Origin of the sequence: Rhizobium subbaraonis (assembly GCF_900220975.1) — a bacterium.
In the GTDB taxonomy this organism is placed as follows: Bacteria; Pseudomonadota; Alphaproteobacteria; order Rhizobiales; family Rhizobiaceae; genus Mycoplana; species Mycoplana subbaraonis.
Window position 1 is genome coordinate 99,959 of record NZ_OBQD01000013.1, and the last position, 23,851, is coordinate 123,809.

Below are 23,851 nucleotides of genomic sequence, written 5' to 3' on the forward strand. Positions count from 1 at the left end.
GAGACAGGAGAGAAAAATGACCGCTGCAGCGCGCCAGACTCGATTCCGGATTGAGGGCATGGATTGTGCAAGCTGTGCCGCAAAAATTGATACGGCGGTTCGCCGCGTCCCTGATGTGACTGACGTCACAGTCTCGGTTGTCGCAGGCACCATGACCGTCATGCACGGCGACCGGCTCGATCTTGAGGCGTTGGCGCGCAAGGTTGGCAAACTCGGCTATAAGGCAGCGCCGATTAATCCGTCTGCGCCGGCTCTGCAGCAAAAAGAACACGCCGGATACGACCACGGGCCTGAATGCGGGCATGAGCATCATGACCATGGTCACGATCACGGCAGCGCGTCAAGCGCCGCAAATGCTCATCGATCGACCGAACGCGAACACAACGTCCTTGAAGGCATGCACGGGCACGATCATGGGCCGCAGGATGGACCATGGTGGAAGACCTCAAAGGCGCGGTTGACCATCACATGCGGCATCGCACTGGCCGTTGCATTCCTACTGGCGCAAGTGTTCCCTGCAACCCAGCCTTGGGGCTTCCTCGTTGCCATGGCGGTAGGGCTCATTCCCATCGCACGGCGTGCGCTGTTCGGCGCGATGAACGGCAGCCCATTCACTATCGAGACTCTGATGACGGTCGCGGCGGTCGGCGCTGTCATCATCAACGCTGCTGAAGAGGCGGCGGTGGTCGTCTTTCTGTTCCTGGTCGGCGAACTGCTCGAAGGTATAGCAACCGGACGCGCGCGCGCTTCGATCCAGGCACTCGCGACCCTCATGCCAAAAACAGCCCTGGTCGAGCGAGACGGAAGCACGGAAACCGTACCCGCAGAAAGCCTTGCTGTCGACATGATCGTTCTTGTTCGACCGGGCGACCGTGTAGCGGCTGACGGGGTCGTCCTTTCCGGAGAAAGCGCGGTCGACGAAGCTCCGGTTACGGGTGAATCTGTCCCAAAGCGCAAGGAGACCGGCGACAACGTCTTCGCCGGCACAGTAAATCAGGAGGGCGTGCTCCGGGTTCGCGTGACAGCTGCCGCAGCAGACAACACGATCGCTCGCATCATCGCGCTGGTCGAGGAAGCACAGGAATCGAAGGCGCCGACCGAGCGCTTCATCGACCGCTTCTCGAAATACTATACGCCCGGCGTCATGGTCGTCGCCGCGCTGATCGCGATCCTGCCCCCTCTCGTTGGAGGAGCGGAGTGGAGCACCTGGATCTACCGCGGTCTGGCGGTTCTGCTGATCGGGTGCCCCTGTGCGCTCGTCATCTCGACGCCTGCGGCAATTGCCGCGGCGCTTTCGGCCGGGGCACGGCGTGGCCTGCTCATGAAAGGAGGCGCGGTGCTGGAAAACCTGGGCAAAGTCGACCGCGTCGCCTTCGACAAGACAGGGACGCTCACTGAAGGCAAGCCAAAGGTCACGGATATTGTCAGCGTTGCGCGCGGCGAGCGGGAGACACTACGACTGGCAGCAGCGCTCGAAGCCGGTTCGAGCCATCCTCTCGCGGTCGCTATCCTCGCAGAGGCAGCCGCCAAGGGTGTTCCCGTGACGGCGGCCGCCGAAGCCGGCGCCGTGGGTGGCAAAGGTGTTGTCGGGACCGTTGACGGTGTGAAACTGTTCCTTGCATCGCCACGCGCTGCGTCAGAAAAAGTGCCGCTTGATGAGGCGCTCTCGGTCCGGATCGCGTCCCTGAATGACGAGGGCAAGACCGTCTCCGTGCTAATTGCGGACACGGAGGTGGCGGGCCTGATCGCGATGCGCGACGAACCGCGCGACGACGCCGTCGCGGGTATCGCGGCGCTACGCGAACTCGGCGCCGACGCTGTCATGCTGACGGGCGACAACACTCGGACGGCCAAGGCCATTGCCGCGTCGCTCGGCATGGAGGCGCGCGCCGAGTTGATGCCGCAGGATAAGCAGAAGATTGTTGGCGAGATGCGCGCTCAGGGCAAATTTGTTGCCAAGGTCGGGGATGGCATAAACGACGCACCTGCGCTTGCCGCCGCCGATATCGGGATCGCCATGGGCAGCGGAACGGACGTCGCACTGGAGACAGCCGACGCTGCGGTCCTCCACGGGCGCGTCAAGGACGTGGCCAATATGGTAGCGCTATCTCGCCTCACCATGGATAACATTTTTCAGAATATTACCATCGCGCTCGGACTGAAGGCGGTCTTTCTCGTGACGACCGTACTCGGTGTCACGGGATTGTGGCCGGCGATCTTGGCCGACACCGGTGCAACGGTGCTGGTGACCGCCAATGCGATGCGCTTGCTCGCCTGGAAAGGCCTTCGCGATGTCTGAGCACTTGGGACATATGTCCCCGGCTGGCCACGGCCGTCTACGCCATTGAAAGCTGCCACCCCATCAAGGAACGGCGGAGGATACAATTTGTCTTTTAGTTTCGGGTATTGGGCCAATCGTGTGGTTAATTCAATAAGTGCCCGCTTTTAGGTCGCTGAGGACGGCATCTATATCGATACCCACAGAGACCGGTCGGCGGACATACGCCCAGGTCTCTTCCTCGGTCAGTTGCCGCCCATCCTTCGACCTGATGCTGTAGTACCTCAGCGAGCCCGCCGGGACCAGAGTGCCGTGTTTCAGGATGGCCCTTGCCCGCAAATTCACGAACTCGAGCCCCCTACCGATGGCATTGATCTCGTTGACCTTGCGATTCTGGTTTTCAACTCCTGCGTTTGTATATGGCTCATCGAAGTAATTGAAGATTTCGGTTCGCCAGTTGCGCATCATCACGAACAACTCATGGAAGAACGGATGCAAATCCAGAGGTACGATTTTGGTCCAATGGCCATAGGCGGCTTGAGCCTCGGCGCGGGTCTGACTCGTGTAGAGGTCGAGGAAGTGTTCCTTCAGGATATAGGCCGCATCCCTCCGCCGAAGCGCGTCTGCCCCGATTTGCTGGTTGGCTTTAAGTGCATGCCTTATGTCATGCGCTACAATCATTTCGCCCATTGAGTTCTTGTCCGCCGATGATCTTGGTCGCCGGCGGGATTGGTCGGACGAAGAGAAGGTTCGGATCGTTGAGGAGAGCCTGCAAGGTTTTCGGCAAGGCTCGGCGACGGCGCGTCGATATGGATTGTCGCGGTCATTGTTAACCCGTTGGCGTCGGGAATGCCGTAGTGGCCTTCTGAGCGGTTCCGCTTCAACAGGCTTCGTGCCACTTTCGATTTCGTCGCCGGCGGCGGCATCTTGAGCCCCACGTCTCCGATCTGAGGACAACAAGACGATCGAGATCGGCCTGCCGAACGGCCGACGGCTGACGATCCCGGCCTCGCTTGATCCGACCGTCCTTGCCCGCCTGTTGCCCGTCGTGGATGGGTCATGATCGCCTTTCCGGCCGGGGTGAAGGTATGGATTGCAGGCGGGGTGACGGACATGCGTTGCGGCATGAACAGCCTGGCGCTGAAGGTGCAGCAAGGTCGTGGCCGCGATCCTCATGGTGGCGAAGTCTTCTGCTTCCGAGGTCGCAAGGGTGATCTGGTCAAGGTCCTGTGGCATGACGGCGTCGGCATGTCGCTTTACATAAAGCGCCTCGAGGCCGGCAAGTTTATCTGGCCGGTCAGCCCAAGCGGCTCCGCCGTGCCCGTATCGTCGGCGCAGTTGGGCTTTCTCCTGGAAGGTATCGACTGGCGCAACCCGCGCTGGACGCAGCGGCCTTCGAAGGCAGGCTGGTCACCTGCATTGCTCTGTTTTTGTTGGGCTTTCGACATGCGTCATGGTAGCTTCCGGCCATGGATGATGCTGCTTCGGAGATAGCCAGACTACGCGCCGCGCTTGCAGCATCGGAAGCGCGTGCCGCCTCCGCCGAGGCCGATCTCGCGCAGGTGCGCGCCGTTGTGACGACCTCCGAGGCGATGATCCGGCACCTCAAGCTTGAGATCGCCAAAATGCGCCGCGAGCAGTACGGCCAGAGTTCGGAACGGCGCGCCCGGCTGATCGACCAGATGGAATTGCAGCTCGAAGAACTCGAGGCCGGCGCCACCGAGGACGAGATCGCCGCGGAACGCGTGGCAGCGAAGATCACAAATGTCTCCGCCTTCGAACGCCGCCGGCCAGCCCGTAAGCCGTTTCCCGAGCACTTGCCGCGCGAACGCGTGATCATCGAGGCTCCGGCGCACTGCGCCTGTTGCGGCTCGGCCCGGATCGTGAAGATGGGCGAAGACATCACCGAGACGTTGGAGGCGATTCCGCGCCAGTGGAAGGTGATCCAGACGGTGCGCGAGAAGTTCACCTGCCGGGACTGCGAGAAGATCAGCCAGCCACCGGCACCTTTCCATGCGACCCCGCATGGATGGGCGGGACCGAACTTGCTGGCGACGATCTTGTTCGAGAAGTTCGGCCATCATCAGCCATTGAACCGCCAGGCTGAGCGCTACCCAATTGAAGGCGTCGATCTCAGCCTCTCCACGCTGGCCGATCAGGTCGGTGCCTGCGCGACGGCGCTGCAGCCGATCCATGATCTGATCCGCGCCCATGTCCTCGCCGCCAGGCGGCTGCATGACGACGACACAACCGTGCCGCTGCTGGCCAAAGGTGCAACGCGGCAGGCAGGGTTATGGACTTATGTGCGCGATGACCGTCCCTTGGCGGGCGGCGCGCCTCCTGCAGCCCTCTTCCACTTCTCACCCGATCGCGAGAAGACCCATCCAAATCGACATCTCACCAGGTGGCATGGCACCCTGCAGGCCGATGCCTATGGTGGTTACAACGACCTCTATCGTGCCGGTCGCAGCCCCGCGCCGGTGATCAGCGCGCTCTGCTGGAGCCATGCACGCCGCAAGTTCTTCGAACTGGCAGACATCGCCGGCAACGTGCGCAAGCGTAGCCGTCTGCTGTTCGGGATGGCGCGCGATGGGGATCTGCCAAGGTCGCTGACAAGAACACTCGGTTCCGGCCGAAGCCCCTGGCTCGGCGCGCTGACCTATCTCGTCGTCGCGTGCGGCTTTGCCGCTGTCGGCGAGATCGAGTTCGTCGCCAGCCTATCCTCGCTGGGCGTCACGCTCGTCTTCGCGGCGATTAACATGGCAGTGATTGCGATCCGTTTCACGCAACCAGGTCTCGAACGGCCGTTCCGCCTGCCCTCGATCGCGAATGTTCCGCTGACGGCTGCACTGGGAGTCGTCTCGTCGCTTCTTCCGGCTGCACAATACGGCTGGAAGGTCTATCTAACATTCGGTGGCCCATTTCTTCTCGGCGCGGTCCCCTATGCACTCGTAAGCAGCAGGCGGGCGCGCAAAGGCACCAGCGAGGACGAATCCCGCAACCAATGTCAAGCGGAACCTATCCATGATAAGGAATAGGAGTTCGCATTTGGTCGCCGCCGCCTTCGGATTTTCGGTTCTGGTGCCCCTGCTCGGCTATCTCTATCTCGGGTGGCTGTACGCTGCAATCTTCCTGGTCGGCTATGGCGGTGGCTTCGTCTTATGGTTGGCTGCGCCGCAGGGCGCCTCATGGGAATCCATCAGGCTCCCATACTGGCTGACGTTGTCTGCCTTCCTTTTTCTGCACAAGACCGAGGAAAATCAAACGTCATTCTTCGAAGCCGTCTCAGCGAGAATCACCGGAACTCCGGTGCCCGAGGTCTCCGTTGATATGCTGCTGGCGCTTCTGATAATACCGGTTGGGGCGTGGTTGGCTACGCCTTCGCTCGTCTGGCGTGGCAACGCATTCGGCTACTATCTTGCGTGGACTTTTTTCGCATCGATGGGTCTGACAGAACTTGCGCACTTCATCATGCCACTCTTAGCAAACGAGGAATATGCGTACTTCCCGGGCATGGCTAGCGTCTCTGTCGTGGCACCGCTCGCTTGGTGGGGGATGTGGCGGCTCAATGTTCATCCCCGACGATCTCGTTGAAGTATGGGGCGCTGTGTTTCACACGACAAGGCGCCACCACAAGCACCTGCGTACAACTGCTGGGCATGGGGTAAAGCGGCTCCATCGCAATCTTGAATGAATACGTTGTCACTTGGCTCCGGACAACTGTATGGCTGCTCGGTATTTCACGATGGCCCGCTGTGCCGTTCGAAAGCCTTGGGATGACAATCGGGCAGCCGGCGCAACGTCACTCACCTCCCCGTTGCGCCCAAGCAACTCGGCGATCCGGGCCTTGACTTCATCGACCGGAACCATACTTTCACCGGTTGTTGGCCGACCGTCGCAAAACAGATGGTGAAGGCTGGAACATCGATTTTCAAGACGGCGATCAGGTGCTGACGCACTCCTCCGACGGTGGTTTGTCTAGCCCTTGGCAGCCGCGACACTGCGGCCGGCATGCTCCTCACTTCTTTCAGCAAATTACCCTGGAGCTTGAACCGCACAGGGCCACGCCCACGGTTTGCCAATCATGCCTTCTAACGGATCGCCTCATACCCGAAACATCCTTCGCCGTTAGCGCCGTCGTCCATCCTTCGGATGTCGCAATGACCAACCTGGCTGCAACCATATATCGCGTTCGACGAACCAATCGCTCACCTTGTCAAATGCGGAACCAAACCTGCGGCTCAAAGAAGCAATGGCCCCGTGTAAAATGCTGTTCCCGGTTTGGGATTGAGGCCGCGTAGCGTGTTATAGACAAAACCGGGCGGATGGTTATTTCTGCCCTCAAGGACAATGATGCGACGAGCAGCCCTCATGAGCCAGAACTGTGAAGAACTTGCCCTGCGATTGCAGGATGTCAGCCGCTCCTTTCAGGATACGCTGGCCGTATCCGGCATATCGCTCGACATCCGCCGCGGCGAGGTGGTCTCGCTGGTCGGCCATTCCGGCTGCGGAAAGTCCACCTTGCTGCGCATCGTCGCAGGTGTCGAAACGGCAGATAGCGGGCGGATCTTTCTCGGTGATCGCCAGGTCAACGGTCCCCGAACGTTTGTCGAACCGGAGGCGCGCAACATCGGCTTCGTCTTCCAGGACTATGCGCTCTTTCCGCACCTGACCGCGCGCGACAACATCTTTTTCGGTCTCAAGCGGCTGCCGAGGCAAGAGGCGGAGGCCCGCTTCGCCGAAGTCGTCGAGCGCGTGGGGATCCAGCACCTCATTCATCGCTTTCCGCATACCCTTTCCGGCGGTGAGCAGCAGCGCGTCGCGCTCGCGCGTGCCCTTGCGCCGCGCCCTGCCATCGTCCTGATGGACGAGCCGTTCTCCAATCTCGACCAGGGCCTGAGGGAGAGGGTGCGCACGGAAACGCTGGCTCTCCTGAAATCGCTCGATACGACCGCGATCATGGTGACGCATGACCCGCAGGAGGCTCTTTCGGCGGGCGATCGCGTCGTGCTGATGCGGTCCGGCAGGATTGTTCAGGAGGGGTCGGCCTATGACTTGCACGACCGTCCAAACAGCGCCTATGCGGCCGAGTTCTTCTGTGCGTTCAACAAGGTTCCGGGCGTCTATCGAGACGGAAGGCTCACCACCGCGATCGGCACCTTTTCACAGCAACTCGACCTGCGGCCGGATAGTGCCGCGACGCTGTTCATCCGGCCCCAGTCGATTGCGGTGTCGCCAGACGACGGCGACCTGCCTGCGCGGGTCGAGCAGCGCATCTTTCACGGCGAGATCGAGCAACTTGTCCTTCGGGTCCAGGGGCTGGAGGCGCCACTCAAGGTCCGGACGATGGAGCGCCTGCCCGACGGCGTATCGGACGTCCGGATTTCCGTGCAGCCCGACCGCGTGCTGACCTTTTAACGCCGCGGACGGGCCGATCACGGCCCATCAAGTTTGCGTGATCCCGGCGATAAATTCCTCAGCAAACTTGACTAATCAAATCAGGAAATGATGCAAGGATGTCGCGTTCTTAAAGGAGGGTCTTATGAACTCGCACGCCATCCTGGCATCCACATTTCTCGCAGCTTCGCTTCTGGCTGTTCCGTCCGTTGCAGCTGCCGCCGAAATCAACGTCTACACGACGCGGGAACCGGCGCTCATCGCGCCCCTCCTCGAGGCCTACACCAAATCGACCGGCACGAAGGTCAACACCGTGTTCCTGAAGGACGGCCTTCCAGAGCGCGTCGCGTCGGAAGGCGAAAGCTCCCCTGCCGACATCCTGATGGCCGTCGATGCCGGCAACCTCGTCGACCTCGTGGACAAGGGCGTCACCCAGCCGATCCAATCCGAAGTGCTGAATGCCGCCATCCCCGCACAGCTGCGCGACGCCGAGGGCAACTGGTTCGGCCTCTCGTACCGCGCGCGCGTCCTCTATGCTGCCAAGGATCTCGACCTGACGTCGTTCAACTACGAGCAGCTCGCCGATCCGGCCTGGAAGGGCAAGGTGTGCATCCGTTCGGGCCAACACCCCTACAACACGGCGCTCTTCGCCGACTACATCGCCCACTACGGCGCCGAGGAAACCGAAAAATGGCTGGCTGGCGTCAAGGACAACCTGGCGCGCAAGGCTGGTGGCGGTGACCGCGACGTCGCCAAGGACATCCTTGGCGGTATTTGCGAGATCGGCATCGCCAACACCTACTATGTCGGCCTGATGCGCTCCGGCAAGGGCGGTGAGGAGCAGGTTGCCTGGGGTGACGCGATCAAGGTCGTCCTGCCGACCTTCAAGGACGGCGGCACGCAGGTGAACATCAGCGGCGCGGCGATCGCCAAGCACGCGCCGAACAAGGACGAAGCGGTGAAGCTTCTGGAATATCTCGTCTCCGACGAGGCGCAGAAGATCTACGCCGAAGCCAACTACGAGTATCCGGTCAAGGCCGGCGCGACGACGGATCCGATCATCGCCTCCTTCGGCGAACTGAAGATCGACAACAAGCCGCTGTCCGAGATCGTGGGCCACCGTAAACAGGCCAGCGAACTTGTAGATAAAGTCGGCTTCGACAACTAAGGAAACGAAGAAGGCGCCCATCGGGCGCCTTCTTTCCGCACAGCATGGATCAGCCGGCCTCAATAAGCCCAAAGATTGACCGATCTGCGAAACGCCCAGGCAGCGGCTGGCTGACGTTTTCGGGCGTGATCGCGCTTGTCGTCCTCCTGCCGATTGCCGAGCTGCTGCTTGAAGCCGTCAAGGGATCTTCGGGGCTCTGGGGCCATCTCTTTTCCACGATCCTGCCGGCCGCGATGACGGATACCGTCATCCTGCTGGCCGGTGTCGGCTTCGTTACGGCGGTGATCGGCACCACCACAGCCTGGCTGGTGACGGCCTATGATTTCACGGGCCGGCGCGTGCTGGAATGGGCGCTGCTGCTGCCGCTTGCCGTGCCCACCTACATCATAGCCTATGCCTATCTCGACATGCTTCACCCGATCGGCTCCGTGCAGGGAGCGATCCGGTGGATGCTGGGCTATGACAGCCCGCGCCAGTTCCGCCTGCCCGATATCCGGTCGATGACCGGCTGCATCCTGCTCCTGGGCTTCGTGCTCTATCCCTATGTCTATATTCCGACGCGGGCGATGTTCCTCACGCAGTCGGCAAACCTCATCGATGCGGCCCGTACGCTCGGCGTCTCCCGCCGCGCGGTCTTCTGGCGCGTCGCGCTGCCGCTGGCGCGCCCGGCCGTCGCCGTAGGCATCAGCCTTGCCCTGATGGAAACGCTGAACGATGTGGGCGCCGCCGAATTCCTCGGCGTGCGCACGATGACGGTTTCGATCTACACGACCTGGATCACCCGCTCCGATCTGCCGGGCGCCTCGCAGATCGCACTGGCGCTCCTGCTGATCGTCGTGGCGCTGGTCGCGCTGGAGCGTTGGGCCCGGCGCAGGCAGCGTTATGCCAGCGACGCCCGGCGAAGCCCGCAGCTCGTCCTGCAACGGGTTCCCGCCTGGAAGGGCGCCCTGCTCCTTTGCGCCGGCGCCCTGCCCGTGCTGCTCGGCTTCGGCGCGCCTGCGGTCTATCTGGTGACGGAAGCCTGGAAGCGATACCAGTTCGCCGGCCTCTCGCCGCGTATTCTCAGCGAGGCCGTGAGCACGGTCACGATTGCAACGATCGCGACTGTCGCGACCGTCGGTTTCGGCCTCGTCGTTGCCTATGCCACCCGTGTGCGGCCCGGCGCGAAATCCTCCTGGCTGCTGCGGTTCTCGACGCTGGGCTACGCCGCGCCCGGCACCGTCGTCGCGATCGGCGTGCTGATCGTGCTTGCCGGGCTCGACAGGTTTATCGACAGGTCGGCGACAGCCTGGTTCGGCATTTCCACCGGCCTGCTGTTCATAGGATCGGGCGCCGCGGTGGTCTATGCCCTCGTCGTCCGATTCCTCGCCATTTCCGCAGGCGGTATCGAAGCCGGTCTCTCGCGGATTCCCGGATCACTGGATCAGGCGTCACGAACCCTCGGGCAATCCACCTCGGGGACGTTCTGGCATGTCCACCTGCCGCTTTCGAAAGCCGCGATTTCCGCCGCGGCGCTTCTGGTTTTCGTGGACTGCGTGAAGGAATTGCCCGCAACACTCCTGTTGCGTCCCCTCAATGTGGAAACCTTTGCCACCCACCTTTATGGCGAAGCGGCCCGAGGGACATATGAAGAGGCCTCTATTGCGGCCCTCGCGATTGTCGCGATCAGCATTCTACCGGTGATATTGCTGTCCCGCGTGGGGCGCAGCCGGGCCTCGCAGCCAGCGATCGGCTCGGCGGGCGTGCTCTCGTGAGCCGGCCTGCGACTGGGCAATTGCGCAATTATTGTTTCTTGCCTTCAGCACGAAACAGTTCTCTGTGAACGATGACATGACGACAGGGCCGGCCCAGCCCTGAGAGGACTCTTCCGATCGCTAGGGGCTGATGAGCCTACTACTGCACTTAGCCAGTTCGATCGTGGAACGGCAGAAGATGCGGCGCCGCCACCGAGGCTCGTTCGCCCAGTGAAGGGGCAACTTTTTCCGAGTAGCTATCCGAAAGCCGCCATCCCGTTTCACCAACTACCATAGCCGTTAATTCAGTCGGATCGACGCCTATGCTGAGTGGCCAAGGAAAGTCTCATCATGAGAGACCATACCCGCAATGGGTATTTCGCCGAAATCCGGTAGGGCTGGCGTTCCGATTGTTGACTGACCAGCTTGCGGTTAGAGGCCAAATTCAAAGCTCCAGAACGAAGAGCCGTTTTCCGGAGTATTAGATGCCTCATTCTCTTTTTTATGGACCTCGGTCGAGTGGCTTTCCGGCCGCAACACTTGGCGTACTTCTCTGGGCGTTCGCCACTCAGGGCGCGATGGCCGCGGATATCAGGGTCTATGCGACCCGCGCGATTTCCATATCCGCGTCGGAACACGTCACGGTGGTCTATCTGGATGACGCCGGCACGATCGAGGGACGGCTATCGGCCGGTCTTCCCTCCAGTCAAGACAAAGCGGAAACTGTCGCACGGCAGCGATTGCAGGAAGGCGGCGAGACGCTTCAGCGTGAACTGGCCGCCGCCTGGCAGGGCGTCGCCAATGCCTGGCGCCTCGGCATCACCACACTTCCCGCCGTCGTCGTCAACCGTCGCTATGTTGTCTATGGCGAACCCGACGTCGCCAAGGCCGTGGCGGGCATCGAGACGTACCGGAGGGAGCGGGAATGATGCTCTCGAACCGTGTGCGCGCCGGCGTCGCCGGCTTCATGCTGTGCTGCGCCTCCTCGGCCGCCGCGCTCGATACCGCAACCATCGCCGCGTCGGCGCTCTCCCCCGACTGCCTCGAATACCGTGTCGTCGGGATCTGCTACTGGTTGAGATGCGGCACCTTCGGCTGCTCGGTGCGCACCTCCGTCAAAATCCGCCACTACGTCCCCGACGCGGTCGTTTCTAGCTATTCCAACACCGGCGAGAATCCTTGGGTGGAGGTTCGCCTCATGAGCATCGCCAACCCGACCGCGCTCAGCGGCGGCGACGGCACGACGGGCGAGCCGCACGAGAACAACCTTCAGAAATTCAAGAACGCCGACGTCATCGGACATCCGGCCAGCGTCGCGTTCAGCGGTTTTGCCGGCAGCTTCGGCTATACCTGCGAGGGCGCCGGCAAGCCGCTGATCCCCTACTTCCTCTCGACGCTCGATACCGTCGCCTGGCGCTACAACCTGCCGGAAGCGGTTTACCCGGAAGCGCTCATTCCCGGCCGGCGCGAGATCGGCTCCCGGACCTCCATGAGCCTTTGGGGCGCCGTCTATCCGCGCGGCGGCTTCCAGCACCAGGCCGACGACCACAAGGGCGCCGCCGTGATCGCCCAGCGCGCCGGCGACGTCGTTACCCGCCGCGGCCAGCCGCATGTCTATCAGCCGCTGCTCGCCAATCCCCGCGACGGCTACTGGTCGGCTGGCGCACTCGTAGAGGGCGACGCCTCGACCGGCAAATGGCAGGAACTCACCCCTACGCTCAAAAACACCTGCGCCGTCTTCCCGAACACCAACACCCGCGTCCAGGCGCGGAAGGGCGATTTCGCCTGGGCGCTGTGGCGACCTTACAGCTGCTGCCAGCGGCGCGGCCAGGTGTTCCTCGGCAGCATGAACTTCGACTGAGAGGACCGATACCGTGACGACTTCCTCATCCACCTCCCGCACTCGTATTGCCAGTCGCCTTCGCACCGGACTCCTCGCCGGTGCCGCGGTCATCCTCGTTTGCGCGCCTGCTGGTGCGCAGAGCAACAGCCGTTACAGCTTCCAGCATCAGGGCAAGACCCTGGACGACACCGTGCTCTACAACATCGGCGGCGGCCGGGCCGTGACCATGACGGGCGCAGCCAGCATGTACTCCATCGGCGTCGGGGTCGGCTGGAACAGCAATCTCATCTGCGGCAACATGAGCCTGACCACCACGCTCAAGAACCAGCTGAACGGCATCACGAAGGGTTTTCAGCAGATCATGTCCAACGTGGTGCAGAATGCCACGTCAGCGGTCGCCTCCCTGCCCGCCCTGATCATCCAGCGCGCCGATCCCGCCCTCTATAATCTGCTGACCAACGGCGTGCTGCAGGCGCGGCTCGATTTCGACCGGTCCAAGCTGACCTGCCGGGCGATCGCCAACCGCATGGCCGATATCGCCGGCGGCCAACTCGGCTGGGACCAGATCGCCGAGGGCCTCGTCCTCAAGAAGGCCGTTCAGAGCACCGACGCCGTCTCGGCCGTCGAGGAAGCGGAGAACAGCAAGGGCAACGAAGGCGTGCCATGGGTCGGCGGCGACAATGCCGGCGGAGAGGGCCAGGAGCCGATCAAGATCGTCGCCGACGTGACGCGCGCCGGCTACAACCTCGTCAACGGCCGGGATGTCGAGGACACATCCGCGATCGATTCCTCCAATTGCAGCGATCGCGTTTCCTGCCAGACCTGGAACTCGCCGCAGGAGGCCGTCGATTGGGCGACGCGGGTTCTCGGCGAACAAGTCCAGCGCACCTGCGAAAGCTGCACCAAGACCGAAAGCACGCCCGGCGTCGGATTGACACCGATGGTTCAGGAGGAATTCGACGCACGCTGGGGGCCGATGCAGGAATTGGTCGACGGCAGCAAGGAGCCCAGCTTCGAGAACCTTCAGGCCGTCGGCAGCGCATCGTTGCCCGTCACCCGTGGCCTGGTCGAGGCGCTGCGCGACGAGCCCGACAAGGATATCCTGTCCCGAAGGCTCGCTTCAGAAGCTGCCCTTGCAAGGACACTGGAAAAAGCCCTCCTTCTTCAGCGCACCTTGCTCACCGGACGCAAGGAACCGAACATCGCAGCCAACAAGCTGGCTCAGGAAGCGATCGGGCGGGAGAGCGACAATCTCGACCGGGAGATCCAGAACCTCAAGACCGAGTTCGAGCTGCGCCGGGAACTGTCGAACAATTCGCCCTGGTTCGTCCTCAAGCGCCAGCTCGAGCGCAATGCGGTTTCCGAAGGGGTCTATCAGGGCGATCCGATCCGCAACCGTCTCATCGAGCTGCAGCAGCAGAAATCCGGCGGGACCAATCCATGAGGCAGTTTCAGCTCCGCAAGGGGCGGCTGTTCCTCAAGCGGACCGGCATCGCCATGGTATGCGTCTTGCTGTTTCTCGGAGCGGCCGTCGGCGCCAATCTGATCGGCATCCGCATGGCGGGCGACGTAGTGGCCTGGGAGCAATGGCTGCGCCGGCACTCGCTTTGGTTCCTGATCTGGCGTCTCGCGCTCTATGCCGGGATCGCCACCGGCTGGATCTGGATGCGCAGGAGAGTGTTGGCCCGTGAACCTGACAGCACAACCGGCCAGCGCCTGCGGCGGCTGGAGATCGCCGCCATGGCCGCATTCGTCGTGCTCGAAGCAAGCCTGCTGTTGCAATCCAACTAGGTCCGGGTGCCTCATGACGCTCTACACCACCGATTATCTGGAGTATTACCTCACCCTCGTCGCCTGGATCGTTCATAACGGGATCTGGTCGGTGCTGGTCGCCAGCGGCATGTTCGCGCTCCCCTTCCTCGCCATCATCATACAAGAATGGCTGCGCGCCCGCGCCGAGGGTGCCGACGAGGGCAACAAGGGCGTGCTGTCCTCCATGCGGATCGAAAACCGTGTCTTTGTGGCGATCGCTGTCATCATGTTCGCCGGCATCCCGTTCATCGACGTAGATCTCAACACCGTCCAGTTCGACAGCAGCCGCTCGACGCAATGCCAGGTGAACGCACCGCAGCCGAGCGACACCGGCTGGTCGCAGTCGTTCACGACGCTGAACAGCCAATCAGCCAAGGTGCCGGTCTGGTGGTTCTTCATGCATTCGATTTCGCGGGCAATCACCGGCGCGGCCGTTGCCGCGATCCCCTGCGGCACGGACCTCAGGCAGATGCGCATGGAGATCGACGCCACGCGCATCGACGATCCGCTCCTATCTCAGGAGGTGCGGGATTTCTCGCAGAACTGCTACGGGCCGGCACGCGCAAAGCTGTTCATGTCGCGTCCGGAACTGACCGAGGAGCAGATGAACGATGTGAGCTGGATCGGCTCGGCCTTCTTCGTCGATACGCCTGGCTATTATGACACCTATCGCTCCGCCACGCCGCGTGACGGCTGGGCCTATGACAGCACCCGCGATGCCGGCCTGTCCGAGGTGGAGAGCGGCGCCGGCTATCCGAGTTGCCGCGAATGGTGGGGTGATTCAGGAAGCGGCCTTCACGATCGTCTGCTGGGGCAGGTCGATGCCGGCCTCATGTCCCGCATGGCCAATTGGGCCGGCTTCATCTCGAAGGAGGATCTGGACAATTCTGTGATCCGCGCGATCGCCGCGCCGCGCAACCAGACGATCAATCAGGGGCAGGTCTATTCCGACTATGGCGGCCAGGTTGATATGACGCCGGCGAACGAGATCACGCGCGGCGTGAGGAATGTCGGAATGTCCGTTGGCGCGCTCGGCTTCTTCCCGGCGATGGATGCCGTGCGGCAGGCGCTGCCGATGGCGCTCTCGCTGCTGAAGACCGCTTTGGTGATCTGCATCCCCATCGTGCTGGTGATCGGCACCTATGATCTGAAGATGCTGGTGACCGTCAGTTGCGTGCAGTTCGCGCTGTTCTTCGTGGACTTCTGGTTCCAGTTCGCCCGCTGGGTCGACAGCACGATCCTGAACGCGCTTTATGGCTCCGGCTGGTTCTCCAGCAATCCCCATTCGAACTTCGATCCGCTCATGGGCCTGAACAACGGCTATGCCGACATGCTGCTGAACTTCGTCATGGCGACGATGTTCATTATCCTACCCGGGTTCTGGGTAGCGGCATTGGGATGGGTGGGCGTGCGAACCGGCAACATTGCTCAAATGATGGCTTCGGGAAGCGATGGAGCAAAATTAGCCGGTTCCAAGGGAGGAGCAATAGTCTAGTCGCATATGGAACAGACGATCAGAAATCTGCATCATCGTATGGGTCGCCTGGATCAATTCGATCCTCCCCACGATATAGGCCATATCCACTCCACCCCATGCGCCATTCGGGCTCTTCATTGTCTTGCCAGCGGGCAAGCGGGACAATCCACGCTACGGCAATCACAAATAGGACCAGCGCCGCAAGCCAGGACGCCGCGAAGAAGAATGTGCCAAGAGCAGCGAACTTCACGCCATCAAGCAGTAGCTGCGCGGCGGACGGCGCAACACCATTCGCCACGAGCCAACCTGCCACATGATGCTCGCAATGTGCCCAACCACGGGCAACACTCCGAGCGCCCCGCCCCAGAATATAGACGATTTCTGCTGTGAAACTTTGTGCTGCCATGGTCCACCTCGGGATTTCCCGGTCGGAGGAGGCCTCGTCCTCACCTGATTGAGATCGGTGCGCTGGCGGCACGTCGCAGTCGAATTTTGAACTGCCACTGTCTTCATAATAGCAGCAACACGCCTCGCCGTCACTATCACCAGTTCAGGATGCGAAAATCCTCGGTCCTTGCAAGCTGACAAGCGGCCGAGGCGCGTCGTCTCGCGAGAGAACGGTTTGATCCCACACCGTATTCCCGCTCGCGCGGGTTGGCCCAAAAGCGGCATGAAAGGGTTCCCGGTAAAGGGAAAAGGCGACAAGAGATAAGGGAATGGAACCCAAGGGGAATGGGCCTATCCGGAAACGGAAAAGGCCATGCCCCAACCGGTCATCAGGTTACGCCATGCTCACATTGCTCAAACGAAAACGCATCACGACGCCGCAAGCGCTGGCAACGCCAACAGCATGGCCAGCCGAAAAAGGCAAAGGGCTGATGCGACCGGAAAAGGCCGCCAATCTGCTTGCCACGCGGCGCCGGCAAAAGCTTCTGGAGCACATCTGGCAACGCACCTCGCTGTCGCGGGCGCAGTTTGATCTCCTGTACCGGGCACCGCTCGAACGCTATGCGGAATTGGTGCAGCACTTCCCCGCCTCCGAAAGCCATCACCACGCTTATCCCGGCGGCATGCTGGATCATGGCCTGGAAATCGTCGCCTACGCCCTCAAGCTCCGGCAATCTCGCCTGCTGCCGTCCGGCACCACGCCGGAGGACCAGGCGGAGCAATCCGAGGCATGGACTGCGGCGACGGCCTATGCTGCGCTGCTACACGATATCGGCAAGATCGCCGTCGATCTCCACGTCGAACTGGCCGACGGCACGATCTGGCATCCATGGCACGGCCCGCTTCGTGAGGCCTATCGCTTCCGCCATCGCAAGGATCGCGACTATCGCTTGCACAACGCTGCGGCAGGCCTTCTCTGCTACCATCTGCTCGACGGAAAGATTTTCGACTGGCTCAGTAGCTATCAGCGGGCTTGGGCTTCCCTGCTCTATGTGATGGCCGGTCAATACGAGCATGCCGGCACGCTGGGCGAACTGGTCATCCAGGCGGACCGCGCCTCCGTGGCGCAGGAACTCGGCGGCGATCCAGCCCGCGCCATGACCGCGCCGAAACACTCGCTGCAACGCAAGCTGCTGGAAGGTCTCCGCTACCTGCTCAAGGAGGAACTGAAGCTCAATAGGCCTCAAGGGTCGGACGGATGGTTGACCGACGACGCCCTCTGGCTGGTCAGCAAGACGGTTTCCGACAAGCTGCGGGCACATCTGCTGTCACAGGGCATCGAGGGCATTCCGGCAAACAATACCGCTGTGTTCACCGTGTTGCAGGATCATGGAATCCTGCAAGCGAGCGCCGAAGGCAAAGCGATCTGGAAGGCCACGGTTACAAGCGACCAGGGATGGTCGCACACGTTCACCTTGCTGAAGCTGTCCCCTGCTTTGATCTGGGAGAGCAATGAGCGGCCAGACCCCTTTGCCGGGTCTGTCGAGCTGGTCCAGGAGAATGCCGACGGCACAGAGGCTGCTGTCTCCGTGCCGCAAACGCAGACAGATCTCGTGCCTGTCGCAAACGCTTCGCCGCCCTCCCCGCTTCCACATACGGGAGAGCCAGCACCTACCCGGTCGACCGATGCGGTCGATGATTTGCTCAACCTGTTCGAAACCTCACCTGCCAACGACGATGCCGGATCGTCCATGGATCAGCCGGATCAAATGGTCCCGCACGCGGAACAATCATTCGCGTCGCCAAGCCCAGCCGCCGCCACGCAACCATCGCCCGCTCCCGGCCATTCAGACCCCTCCGGGGAGCATTTCATGATCTGGCTGCGTGACAGCATCGCCGGCAAGAAGATCGTTATCAACGACGCAAAGGCGCTCGTGCATACGACGGCCGATACAGTCTATCTGGTCAGTCCTGGCCTGTTTCAGCGCTATGCCCAGGAACATCCCCGGACGGGCATCATCGCAAGGCAGGAGGGTATCGCGGAATGGCAATGGATTCAGAAGCGCTTCGAGAAGCTGCACGTCCATCGCAAGCAGCACAGCGGGCTAAACATCTGGACCTGCAAGGTCACAGGCCCGCGCAAATCACGCCGCCTGCACGGCTACCTGCTGCACGATCCAAGCCAAATCTTCTATGAAATGCCACCGAACAATCCGTATCTGTTGATTGGATAGTTCCAGATACCTTGCGCGCTCGGCCCGCGCGGCACATCGAAGAGACCAACCTCTCCCGCTTTGAGGCCAGCACCGGCACAATGCTGAAGGCACAGCATGTGGCGCACGAGGCACGTTGCTAAGCCTAACAGTTTTAAAAGCGAACTCTCAAAATGCCATTTCGGTGACTATGCACTCATTTTGGCTCGACGATCGGAGCCTTAGCGAAGCCCGCCGGCGTAAAACACCCGACCATTCGCTACTACGAAGACATCGGCCTTCTCCCCCGGCCGGGCCGAACTGCCATAGGGCGGAGAAGTTACGACGCGCCCGATCTCTGCCGTGTGACATTTGTTCGCCGGTGCCGCGATTTCGAGTTCAGCATCGATAAGGTACGCCTCCTGATAAATCTTTCGACCAGCGCGGACAGAGACGGCGTCGAAGCGAGAGACATCACCCAGGCTCGCCTTGATGAGGTGCGCTCCAAGCTGACGGAACGTCACGCGCAGGATAAACGGCTCGCTGGGTTCATCCAGCGCTGCAGTGAGGTTATGCTGGAGGCACTGGTCAGGATTGCGTGATGTCTTCAAGGATCTTGCGAACCCGCCGGGTAGCGGTTGCTGCTCGTCAAAAGGCTGCAGCGACGTTCGACAACAAGATCGCGTGAGCAACTCGTGTCTTATGTAGATACGCCGAGCCTGCGATCCTGGTCTGTTGGAAATCTGGGGCTTTGAGAAACAGCCGGACATAGGCTCCGCCGAGCCGACGCTCGGGGGGCGAGAGGCCCCCCCCCCCCAGGAAGAGGCATCAATGGCAACCAGCAAGTTGAATGTTAGGCAGTCTCATCGGCAGCACTCTGCCGGCGACAACGTCTCGATGATCCGGCATTCGGCCACGGTTCCGCATTTGCAGGTGTCGATGATGCGATCCAGCTCGGCCTTCATCGCCTGAAGGTCACGGATCTTTCGCTCCACCTCATCGCGGTGGAGCTTGGCGATATCGTCCACGGCCGCGCACGATCGCGACCGGTCGTCGGAAAGGAGCAGTAGCGCTTTCACCTGATCGAGCGAAAAGCCGAGATCGCGGGCGCGACGTATGAAGCTCAGTCGATTCAGATCGGCGAGATTATAGGAACGGTAGTTGCCGTCGGTTCGTGCTGGCGGCGCCAGGATGCCGATCTTCTCGTAAAAGCGAATGGTTTCGACGTTTGTTCCGGTCGCCTGGGCGAGGCGCCCGATGGTCAGAACTTTCGGCTCCACGGCAAAACCCTATAGTTGCTACGGTGTTTTGCCGTCCTAATGCGAATAGGCGCGCTTGTCGAGGCTGGCTTATTTCACCTTCTCGACCTCGCTTTTGACCAGGTTGATGAAGCCTTCGCGGCTGAAGTCGACGAGCGGCTTACCGTTGACGAAGAAGGTCGGCGTTTGCTCGACCTTGTTGGTCTTCACATCCGCCATATCTGCCTGCAACACCTGATCGACTTCCGGCTTGACGCTGTCGAGACGTCCGCCCATGAGTTCGAGGCCCGCATCGCCCGCGATATCCCATGCCAGCTTCAGATCGGGCTGGCCGTGTACCGCCCATTCCGGCTGCCTATCCATAAGCGCGGTCAGCACCGGCTCAAACTTGTCCTGCTTCCGCGCCGCTTCCAGTATGCGCACGGCCTCGTCGGATCCTTCGTGGAAGACAGTGTAACGTATTACCACGCGCACATCCTGTGGAAAGGTAGCCAGGATCTCCTTCACGAGGGGATAGAAAGCCCGGCAGGCTTCACACGACGGATCCATGAATTCGACGATCGTCACCGGTGCGTCGACCCGCCCGAGGATCGGCGAATGTGCCCGCATCAGCGTACTCTCGGCGGGAGTGACCGAGGCCGCCTCCTGCGCCTTCTGCTCACTGTAATAGTAGGCGCCGCCGCCGAAGGCAGCTAGCGCAAGGAGGGCGGTGAGGCCCACGACAAGGCGACGGTTCATGGTGCGTTTTTCCTCCGGGCGGCGAAAAGCAGGATGGAGATTGCAGCAAAGGCCAATACGGACAGCACAGGAAGCGGCAAGACATCGAAGATGGTCATCTTCGCATCCGTACAGGACGGCCCCTGACCGCAGGGTACGACAGCTTGCGAGATGAAACCGTAATAAAGAAGGACGTGATAGAGGGCGATCGAAAGGCCGGAGGCGCTCAGAGGCAGGCCATAAATCCAGGCGTCCCGATCGGCCCGAATCGCAGCGACGGCAAGGACCAGCGCGAGCGGAAACATGAAAGCGCGCTGATACCAGCACAGAAGACAGGGCGTCTGGCCCATCACCTCCCCTATGAAGAGCGCACCAAGCGAGCTTGCAAGCGCGATCATCCATGCAACAAAGATCTGCAACCAGCCGTGCTCGCGTTGTCGTGTATCCGGCGTGTTCATCCAGGGCCTATCGAATGCAACGATTCGAACTTGTATGAACCCTCTAGCCCCTAGAGGGTCAAGTGTTGTCGCCCCTCCCGTTCCTCTCGACAAATGCCTTGAAGACGGAAAGCGTCTCGTCGCCGACGTGGTGCTCAATCCCCTCTGCGTCGATGCGCGCAGCCTCCTCGCTGACGCCGACCGCACGCAGAAACCTTTCGACGATCCGATGCCGTTCCCGGCTCTTGGCCGCAAGCGCCTTGCCCGCCTCTGTCAGGAAAATGCCGCGATACCGCTTCTGTTGGATGAAGCCATCGTTGACGAGACGCTTGAGCATTTTGGCGACTGTCGGCTGCGCCACGCCTAGTCTCTGAACGATATCGACTTGCCGCGCCTCTCCACCATCGAGGATGAGATCGTCGATCAGTTCGACATAGTCCTCGACGAGTTCGGTGCGCCGGTTGGTCCGCGTTTGGCGAAAACTCTCGACATGCGTATCGGCATCGACCAGCGAGGGCTTGCCTGAAGGTTTCCCTTTGCCTGATGCCATCATGCCTTTCCTGAACTTTTATCCTTCTTAGTCCGAAAGCATAGCCATTGCTATGAATTTCCCCAGGCAGCGAGGCGGATCTCGCGGGTAGCCTAGCAGCAGCAAGTCCGGAACATAGCCATTGCTATAACTAAAAGCTTATGCTGTAATTGCTATTGCGAACTATTATCAAAAAGAGGGACGAAACCATGCGAAACTGGCTGCCATTCGATCTGGGCCGCCGAAAGCTCCTCGGCGCAGGACTGGCTGCGGCCGGCGGGGCGGCTATTGCTGCTCGATCGGCGTTGAGCCAGGACGTCTCCTCCCAGCACCAAGGGCACCAGATGCCCGCAACGGCCAACGGTACGGGCGACGCCGCACCACTGCACATGCAGGCGCATGGCGCGATGATCACGGTCGGCGACGTCGACGATGCGCGCAACGGTTTCGACCCGACGGCGATGCTGACCGACTGGGACCTCGGGACGCTTTCCACCCTGCCCGATGGCCGTCGGCTGCGGACATACGAAGTCGAAGTGGAGGACAAGGAGATCGAGATTGCGCCGGGCGTCATGTTCCCGGCCTGGACCTTCAACGGACGCGTTCCCGGACCTTCATTGCGCGCCATGGAGGGTGATCGGCTGCGCATCATCCTGCGCAACTACGGTTCTCACCCCCATTCCATGCATTTCCACGGCATTCATGCCGCACGCATGGACGGCGTTCCGGGCGCCGGCGTCATCGGACCCGGCGAAGAGTTCGTCTACGAGTTCGACGCCCGCCCCTTCGGCTGTCATCTCTATCATTGCCATGCCCTGCCGCTCGCCCGGCACATTCATAAGGGCATGTACGGCCTCTTCGTGATCGATCCCGATCCGGAAAAGCATCCGGAGTTCCGCGATGTCGCACTCGGCCGGCTGCGCGGCTCCCCCGAGAATGCCAGATGGCAGGAACTCGCCATGGTGATGAACGCCTTCGACACGAATTTCGACGGCGAGAACGAATTCTACGCCTGCAACACCATCGCCCACTGCTACGCCAAGAAGCCGATCCGCATCGCAAAGAGCCGCCCGGTTCGGATTTACCTTGCAAATCTGACAGAGTTCGACCCGATCAACTCCTTCCACCTCCACGGTAACTTCTTCGACTATTACGATCAGGGCACGACGCTGACGCCCACGCTGAAGACCGTCGATCTCATCGTGCAGTGCCAGGCGCAGCGCGGCATTCTCGAGTTCACCTTCGGCGAACATGCAGACCATGAACCGGGCCTCTACATGTTTCACGCGCACCAGTCCGAGTTCACGGAACTCGGCTGGATGGGAATGTTCGAAGTTGTGGAGGACGTGGCATGACCGACGAAACCGCATCGAACCAGTCCGCGTCGCCGATCAAGCGCTTTGCCCTCCTCTGGGCTGTCATCCCGTTCCTCGTGCTGGCGGCAGCTATTTCCTGGCTTTTTGCCACCAACCCCCTCCGCAGTTTCGAGAACGGCGCGCCACCGGTGGAAAACCTCACCTATGAGCGCACGATCCTCGACAATGCCGGGCTGCGCCTTCTTATACGCGCTGGCGGCTCGGAGCCGTTGAAGATCGCGCAGGTCCAGGTCGATGCCGCCTACTGGCAGTTCACGCTCGATCCACCCGGCCCGCTCGCGCGCGGGCAGACGGCGTGGATCGCAATCCCGTTTCCTTGGGTTCTCGGCGAGGCGCACCGCGTCACCGTCGTCACCGGCACGGGCGCTACCTTCGAGCACGAAATCCCCGTTGCGGTTCCCACGCCGGAGGTGACATCGGGCAGCCTTCTGTCGCAAGGCATTCTCGGCGCCTTCGTCGGCATCTTGCCCGTCGCCATCGGCCTGATGTTCTTTCCGGCGCTGCGCGGCGCGGGTCCGGGGGCCATGCGGTTCCTGCTCGCCCTGACGGTCGGCCTTCTCGCGTTCCTCCTCGTGGATGCGGTGGCGGAATCCTTCGAACTCGCCGGCAAATCCGCCCCCGTCTTCCAAGGTGGCGCGATGGTGGTCTTTGCCGCGTCCGCGTCCTTTCTGTTGTTGATGGCCGTCTCGCGGCGTGGCGGAAAGCCCGGCGGGATGGCGCTGGCGACCTATATCGCCATCGGCATCGGCCTGCACAATATGGGTGAGGGCCTTGCGATCGGCGGCGCCTTCGCAGCCGGCTCCGCCGGACTCGGCGCCTTCCTCGTCATGGGCTTCACGCTACACAACATCACAGAAGGCATCGGCATCGCCGCTCCACTTCTCAAGATCAGACCCACCTTCCGGCAGTTCGTGCTCTTGACGCTCATCGCCGGCGGCCCGGCTGTGCTTGGCATGTGGATCGGAAGCCTTGCCTATGCCCCGCACTGGTCGGCGCTTGCCCTCGCGGTCGGCGCTGGCGCCATCCTGCAGGTCATCATCGAGGTGATTCTCTTCATGATCCGAAACGACGAGGGCCGCGCGGACATCCTTTTTTCGAAGGGCGTCATGGGCGGCCTCGCCCTTGGCATCGCGCTCATGTACGTGACGGCGATGCTCGTGAAGATCTAAGCGGACCGGCGCCGCGTCAATTTGCGCCTTGAGCCTGTAGTTCCTACAGGGTCTAGAGAGGGTCTCTCTTGAACACG

At 61.6% G+C, this 23,851-nt stretch carries 22 protein-coding genes and 2 pseudogenes; 18 read left to right on the forward strand and 6 right to left on the reverse strand.

Annotation, left to right across the window (positions count from 1 at the left end):
• Positions 1-16: 16 nt before the first annotated feature.
• On the forward strand, positions 17-2,299 hold the full coding sequence (locus CRO48_RS20050; RefSeq protein ID WP_097141648.1) for a heavy metal translocating P-type ATPase: 2,283 nt from the start codon (positions 17-19) through the stop codon (positions 2,297-2,299).
• A gap of 129 nt (positions 2,300-2,428) precedes the next feature.
• On the opposite strand, the gene CRO48_RS32295 is transcribed toward CRO48_RS20050, so the two are convergent.
• Entirely contained in the window at positions 2,429-2,968 is a 540-nt protein-coding gene (locus CRO48_RS32295) for a transposase (RefSeq protein WP_097141649.1), read from the reverse strand.
• On the opposite strand from CRO48_RS32295, the gene CRO48_RS33495 reads away from it, so the two are divergent.
• From CRO48_RS33495 to CRO48_RS20115, 13 genes and pseudogenes are all read left to right on the forward strand, one after another.
• Positions 2,940-3,209: a transposase gene (locus CRO48_RS33495; protein ID WP_407071942.1), complete on the forward strand. Its 270-nt coding sequence runs from the start codon at positions 2,940-2,942 to the stop codon at positions 3,207-3,209. The genes CRO48_RS32295 and CRO48_RS33495 overlap by 29 nt on opposite strands.
• Positions 3,210-3,337: 128 nt before the next feature.
• Positions 3,338-3,772: an IS66 family insertion sequence element accessory protein TnpB gene (gene tnpB / locus CRO48_RS20065; RefSeq protein ID WP_097141650.1), complete on the forward strand. Its 435-nt coding sequence runs from the start codon at positions 3,338-3,340 to the stop codon at positions 3,770-3,772.
• Positions 3,748-4,836: pseudogene (gene tnpC / locus CRO48_RS20070) on the forward strand (IS66 family transposase); the annotation flags it as partial. The gene tnpB and the pseudogene tnpC, both read left to right, overlap by 25 nt.
• 15 nt (positions 4,837-4,851) lie before the next feature.
• Positions 4,852-5,316, forward strand: a pseudogene (locus tag CRO48_RS32930) (amino acid permease); the annotation flags it as partial.
• A gap of 10 nt (positions 5,317-5,326) precedes the next feature.
• Positions 5,327-5,872 (forward strand): hypothetical protein, encoded by a 546-nt coding sequence (locus tag CRO48_RS20075; protein ID WP_245423586.1) that lies wholly within the window; start codon positions 5,327-5,329, stop codon positions 5,870-5,872.
• 777 nt (positions 5,873-6,649) lie between these two features.
• The gene (locus CRO48_RS20080; RefSeq protein WP_097141651.1) at positions 6,650-7,696 is read left to right on the forward strand and encodes an ABC transporter ATP-binding protein; all 1,047 of its coding nucleotides are present in this window, start codon (positions 6,650-6,652) and stop codon (positions 7,694-7,696) included.
• A 124-nt stretch (positions 7,697-7,820) separates the two neighbouring features.
• Complete coding sequence (locus tag CRO48_RS20085; protein WP_097141652.1) at positions 7,821-8,843, forward strand: Fe(3+) ABC transporter substrate-binding protein; 1,023 nt, start codon at positions 7,821-7,823, stop codon at positions 8,841-8,843.
• Between the two features lie 44 nt (positions 8,844-8,887).
• Entirely contained in the window at positions 8,888-10,597 is a 1,710-nt protein-coding gene (locus CRO48_RS20090; RefSeq protein WP_097141653.1) for an ABC transporter permease, read from the forward strand.
• 464 nt (positions 10,598-11,061) lie between these two features.
• Positions 11,062-11,505, forward strand: coding sequence for a TIGR03757 family integrating conjugative element protein (locus CRO48_RS20095; RefSeq protein ID WP_097141654.1), 444 nt, complete (start codon positions 11,062-11,064; stop codon positions 11,503-11,505).
• Positions 11,505-12,437, forward strand: coding sequence for a TIGR03756 family integrating conjugative element protein (locus CRO48_RS20100; protein WP_455363839.1), 933 nt, complete (start codon positions 11,505-11,507; stop codon positions 12,435-12,437). Before CRO48_RS20095 ends, CRO48_RS20100 begins: the two co-directional genes overlap by 1 nt.
• A gap of 13 nt (positions 12,438-12,450) precedes the next feature.
• The gene (locus tag CRO48_RS20105; protein ID WP_210202007.1) at positions 12,451-13,863 is read left to right on the forward strand and encodes an integrating conjugative element protein; all 1,413 of its coding nucleotides are present in this window, start codon (positions 12,451-12,453) and stop codon (positions 13,861-13,863) included.
• Positions 13,860-14,210 carry a hypothetical protein gene (locus CRO48_RS20110; protein WP_097141656.1) on the forward strand — a complete coding sequence of 117 codons (351 nt, stop codon included), beginning with the start codon at positions 13,860-13,862 and terminating at the stop codon, positions 14,208-14,210. The genes CRO48_RS20105 and CRO48_RS20110 overlap by 4 nt, the downstream gene beginning before the upstream one ends.
• Before the next feature lie 13 nt (positions 14,211-14,223).
• Entirely contained in the window at positions 14,224-15,726 is a 1,503-nt protein-coding gene (locus tag CRO48_RS20115) for a conjugal transfer protein TraG N-terminal domain-containing protein (protein WP_097141657.1), read from the forward strand.
• Positions 15,727-15,745: 19 nt separating this feature from the next.
• Here CRO48_RS20115 and CRO48_RS20120 read toward each other — a convergent pair whose 3' ends face one another.
• Positions 15,746-16,114: a DUF3742 family protein gene (locus tag CRO48_RS20120; RefSeq protein ID WP_097141658.1), complete on the reverse strand. Its 369-nt coding sequence runs from the start codon at positions 16,112-16,114 to the stop codon at positions 15,746-15,748.
• Between the two features lie 472 nt (positions 16,115-16,586).
• Between CRO48_RS20120 and mobH the strand changes: the two genes are divergently transcribed.
• Entirely contained in the window at positions 16,587-18,329 is a 1,743-nt protein-coding gene (gene mobH / locus CRO48_RS20125; protein WP_455363840.1) for a MobH family relaxase, read from the forward strand.
• Positions 18,330-18,562: 233 nt separating this feature from the next.
• Positions 18,563-18,889, forward strand: coding sequence for a MerR family DNA-binding protein (locus CRO48_RS20130; RefSeq protein ID WP_245423600.1), 327 nt, complete (start codon positions 18,563-18,565; stop codon positions 18,887-18,889).
• Between the two features lie 261 nt (positions 18,890-19,150).
• Here CRO48_RS20130 and CRO48_RS20135 read toward each other — a convergent pair whose 3' ends face one another.
• The 4 genes from CRO48_RS20135 to mntR all read right to left on the reverse strand — a co-directional run bounded on the left by CRO48_RS20135 (position 19,151) and on the right by mntR (position 21,250).
• Positions 19,151-19,567, reverse strand: coding sequence for a MerR family transcriptional regulator (locus tag CRO48_RS20135; RefSeq protein WP_097141660.1), 417 nt, complete (start codon positions 19,565-19,567; stop codon positions 19,151-19,153).
• Between the two features lie 69 nt (positions 19,568-19,636).
• The gene (locus tag CRO48_RS20140; protein WP_097141661.1) at positions 19,637-20,284 is read right to left on the reverse strand and encodes a DsbA family protein; all 648 of its coding nucleotides are present in this window, start codon (positions 20,282-20,284) and stop codon (positions 19,637-19,639) included.
• A complete protein-coding gene (locus CRO48_RS20145; protein ID WP_097141662.1) occupies positions 20,281-20,721 on the reverse strand; it encodes a disulfide bond formation protein B in 441 nt (146 codons plus the stop codon). Before CRO48_RS20145 ends, CRO48_RS20140 begins: the two co-directional genes overlap by 4 nt.
• Positions 20,722-20,779: 58 nt before the next feature.
• Positions 20,780-21,250: a manganese-binding transcriptional regulator MntR gene (gene mntR, locus CRO48_RS20150; protein ID WP_097141663.1), complete on the reverse strand. Its 471-nt coding sequence runs from the start codon at positions 21,248-21,250 to the stop codon at positions 20,780-20,782.
• A 188-nt stretch (positions 21,251-21,438) separates the two neighbouring features.
• On the opposite strand from mntR, the gene CRO48_RS20155 reads away from it, so the two are divergent.
• Positions 21,439-22,584 carry a multicopper oxidase domain-containing protein gene (locus CRO48_RS20155; RefSeq protein ID WP_176526828.1) on the forward strand — a complete coding sequence of 382 codons (1,146 nt, stop codon included), beginning with the start codon at positions 21,439-21,441 and terminating at the stop codon, positions 22,582-22,584.
• The gene (locus CRO48_RS20160) at positions 22,581-23,774 is read left to right on the forward strand and encodes a ZIP family metal transporter (RefSeq protein WP_097141664.1); all 1,194 of its coding nucleotides are present in this window, start codon (positions 22,581-22,583) and stop codon (positions 23,772-23,774) included. Before CRO48_RS20155 ends, CRO48_RS20160 begins: the two co-directional genes overlap by 4 nt.
• The last annotated feature ends 77 nt before the right edge of the window (positions 23,775-23,851 follow it).

Coding starts and splice junctions, on each gene's coding strand:
- CRO48_RS20050 (WP_097141648.1), top strand. CDS start 17: ATGACCGCTGCAGCGCGCCAGACTCGATTCCGGATTGAGGGCATGGAT.
- CRO48_RS33495 (WP_407071942.1), top strand. CDS start 2,940: ATGTCATGCGCTACAATCATTTCGCCCATTGAGTTCTTGTCCGCCGAT.
- CRO48_RS32295 (WP_097141649.1), bottom strand. CDS start 2,968: ATGGGCGAAATGATTGTAGCGCATGACATAAGGCATGCACTTAAAGCC.
- tnpB (WP_097141650.1), top strand. CDS start 3,338: ATGATCGCCTTTCCGGCCGGGGTGAAGGTATGGATTGCAGGCGGGGTG.
- CRO48_RS20080 (WP_097141651.1), top strand. CDS start 6,650: ATGAGCCAGAACTGTGAAGAACTTGCCCTGCGATTGCAGGATGTCAGC.
- CRO48_RS20085 (WP_097141652.1), top strand. CDS start 7,821: ATGAACTCGCACGCCATCCTGGCATCCACATTTCTCGCAGCTTCGCTT.
- CRO48_RS20090 (WP_097141653.1), top strand. CDS start 8,888: ATGGATCAGCCGGCCTCAATAAGCCCAAAGATTGACCGATCTGCGAAA.
- CRO48_RS20095 (WP_097141654.1), top strand. CDS start 11,062: ATGCCTCATTCTCTTTTTTATGGACCTCGGTCGAGTGGCTTTCCGGCC.
- CRO48_RS20100 (WP_455363839.1), top strand. CDS start 11,505: ATGCTCTCGAACCGTGTGCGCGCCGGCGTCGCCGGCTTCATGCTGTGC.
- CRO48_RS20110 (WP_097141656.1), top strand. CDS start 13,860: ATGAGGCAGTTTCAGCTCCGCAAGGGGCGGCTGTTCCTCAAGCGGACC.
- CRO48_RS20115 (WP_097141657.1), top strand. CDS start 14,224: ATGACGCTCTACACCACCGATTATCTGGAGTATTACCTCACCCTCGTC.
- CRO48_RS20120 (WP_097141658.1), bottom strand. CDS start 16,114: ATGGCAGCACAAAGTTTCACAGCAGAAATCGTCTATATTCTGGGGCGG.
- mobH (WP_455363840.1), top strand. CDS start 16,587: ATGCGACCGGAAAAGGCCGCCAATCTGCTTGCCACGCGGCGCCGGCAA.
- CRO48_RS20140 (WP_097141661.1), bottom strand. CDS start 20,284: ATGAACCGTCGCCTTGTCGTGGGCCTCACCGCCCTCCTTGCGCTAGCT.
- CRO48_RS20145 (WP_097141662.1), bottom strand. CDS start 20,721: ATGAACACGCCGGATACACGACAACGCGAGCACGGCTGGTTGCAGATC.
- mntR (WP_097141663.1), bottom strand. CDS start 21,250: ATGGCATCAGGCAAAGGGAAACCTTCAGGCAAGCCCTCGCTGGTCGAT.
- CRO48_RS20155 (WP_176526828.1), top strand. CDS start 21,439: ATGCGAAACTGGCTGCCATTCGATCTGGGCCGCCGAAAGCTCCTCGGC.
- CRO48_RS20160 (WP_097141664.1), top strand. CDS start 22,581: ATGACCGACGAAACCGCATCGAACCAGTCCGCGTCGCCGATCAAGCGC.